Source organism: Stenotrophomonas sp. PFBMAA-4 (genome assembly GCF_030053215.1).
Classification (GTDB): domain Bacteria; phylum Pseudomonadota; class Gammaproteobacteria; order Xanthomonadales; family Xanthomonadaceae; genus Stenotrophomonas.
On the sequence record NZ_JASGBW010000066.1, the window covers coordinates 1 to 2,462 of the forward strand.

Consider the following 2,462-nt stretch of genomic DNA (forward strand, 5'->3'; position numbering starts at 1 on the left):
AGCCTGCTGGGCACGGGCGATACCGAGATCGCTGCGGTGATCGTGGATGGTGCGGCCCAGTCGCTGGACCTGGGTAAGGGCGTAAAGGTGATAACCCGGAAGTTTGCGCGGGATCTGCGGATGAAGCTTTGGAGGAAGTTCTTGGGGGAGGAGATCGAGGATGTTCCTGGAAAGCTGCAAGGGTATACCGCAGCTGAGGGTAATCCCAGTCATCCTCCGTTCCGGAAAAAGTCGTCTCTTGTAGACGTTAAAAGGCCGGCCGCTGGCTCGACTTGGAAGAAGGTGCAGGGCATCGCTGAGTCCAATGCTCTGCTGTATCAGCGTGTGTTTCCCAATGTGCCGCGAGACACTATGAGTCGCTACGATGCGGTCTTCAGTAGCTTTCCATCGAAAGGATTGGTTGACGATGGGAAAAAGATTGGCCGGATGCTCTACGCGCAGCCCTCGGATCTTTCGCCGGAGTTCATGCGTGAGGCGAGCGAAGTCGTCAACGCTCGTACTCTGATGGTTGGGCGCCACGATGTAGAGAAGGCGGTGGGGCTTTTGGGTCCCAACAACTTGGAGGGCGGTCTGAAGGGCTTCTGGGTGACAATGCCTTTGATGTGGGGGCACGGGATGGACGACCCAGCGGCTCTGATGCCAACTGAGATCATTGCGAACGTGGTGATTCCAGCGGGTCAAGCGTCGGGTGCGCTGATGGCGAGTCGCCAAGACGGTAACGACGAAGGGTATCAGGCATGAAAATTGAGTGTATCTCTGCAACGTTACTCGTAGTCGGCATGCTCGCCGTCAGCGCATCTGTCAGTGCTGCTTGTAACGATGCCGAAGCTCCTTTGGTGGCGGCTGAAGCCGGAATGGAAATGCGGCTATTGCCATCGAGCGCCGAGAAGGTCACTTACCGTCTTCCGAGTATTAATGAAAACAAGAGGGTGAGTTTTCCGGAAATCGTACCGGGAGCCTCTCTCCTTCATAACAGAGGATTCGATGGGGATGGTGGGCAGGTCATCTATCTTGAGTCAGATGGCAAGGGTGGTAAGCGTGTCTGTCGGACTGAGAGCTGGGCAAAGAGGACGACAGGAGGCGCACATGCTACCTCTCCCGCAGGGAAAGAGCTGTCACCAGATAACCCTGTTCTGAAGCGGATCTTTCCCTACTTCTATCTCGATGAAGTTCGTGCGTATTTTTACAATTCAAGTGGAAGGCTGGGAGAGGTCCGGTTGTCCCGGCCGATGTTCCAAGGAGGATGGGAGGGAAGCATCAGGGACTTCTATCGACTGAATGCCGTAGAGGCCTGTGTTCGTTATGACAACGCTGGTCGCGTGATCATGGTTTCTGGCTCGCCGGGGGCGGAGGCATCGTTGAACCCCGCCTTTCAATGCTCGGATCTCAGCATGGAGGAGGTGCCGTCTCAGGTCACCGGGTACACCTACTATCCTGATGGGAGGGTTGAAGTTGTGGATATGCGCAAGCCAAAGACCCTTTCTGCGGGGAAGGACACGACGGGAACTCGGCTTGCGGGCGGCGACGAGCGCAGTGGCGCTTGGACCGGGCAGGGGGTGGTTTACTTGAAGGAAGGCGGCGCTGATCACACTGTCCGGGAAGTTCACTTCGACTCCAACGAGGAGCATGGGTTGGTCCGATTGAAGAGCTACTCGGCGGCCATTGCGGCGTTCGACATGACGCCGATTTTTTCGCAGAGAGCCTCCGGTCACAATCAGGAGCTTCGCTATACATTTCCGGCTGAGGCTGTTCCTTTGAGAGCAGCGGGCGACCAGTTCAGTGGCATTGTTGGCTACACGCGTGTGCGTAATTACCAGCATCAATCTGGACAGAGAATTTTCGAAATTTTCTCCCCAGGTGCCAAGCATCCCCGCGAACGCCAGTGGCGCACGCTGGATCTGAATCGGCAGGAAAACTACGACGCAAAGGGCAAACTCACGCGCGTGATTCTGTCCGGCCCTGTCTCTGGTGACGCCTACACCGAAAACCTGCGCGCCTACGCAGAAAAGGGCGTTTTGAAGCTTACGCCTCTCACCAGCGGCTACAGCTCCTACCGCGTGTACGACTATGACGCCACCGGCAAGGAGTCACTCTCGTTCGTCTGCTGGCGCTACGAAGTCTCGACCAACAAGCCCTACGCCCATTTCCCCTGGTGGGAGTCCGACCCCCGCCCCAAGCGTAGTCGTGAAGCCGAACTGCAGTACGGCAGGACGCAGGTGGGCACGCGGTGCGGCACGCCTGACGGCAAGATGATTGTGGAGGGCATGGGCCCGGTGAAGAAGCTGATGGAAACCAAGTACGGCTTTGGGACGACCAAGCTGGGGTTGCCGGGCGAGTAGGGCGAGTCTTCTATCCCGACCTCGTGCCAGGCGCCGGCCTGTCGGCGCAGACCACGCTGGCGCGCGGGATGGAACTGACGCCCTTGAGTGATCAGTGGCTGCAGTCCATGGGCGGCATGCAGG

1 protein-coding gene and 1 pseudogene are annotated in these 2,462 nt (G+C 57.9%); both read left to right on the forward strand.

What is annotated here, in order from left to right; genetic code table 11:
• Window positions 1–741, forward strand: a pseudogene (locus QMZ26_RS21150) (phospholipase); the annotation flags it as partial.
• Between the two features lie 38 nt (window positions 742–779).
• Window positions 780–2,339 (forward strand): hypothetical protein, encoded by a 1,560-nt coding sequence (locus QMZ26_RS21155; protein ID WP_283222585.1) that lies wholly within the window; start codon window positions 780–782, stop codon window positions 2,337–2,339.
• The last annotated feature ends 123 nt before the right edge of the window (window positions 2,340–2,462 follow it).

Excerpts from the sequence above, each read along its gene's own strand:
- QMZ26_RS21155 (WP_283222585.1), top strand. The coding sequence starts at position 780 with ATGCTCGCCGTCAGCGCATCTGTCAGTGCTGCTTGTAACGATGCCGAA.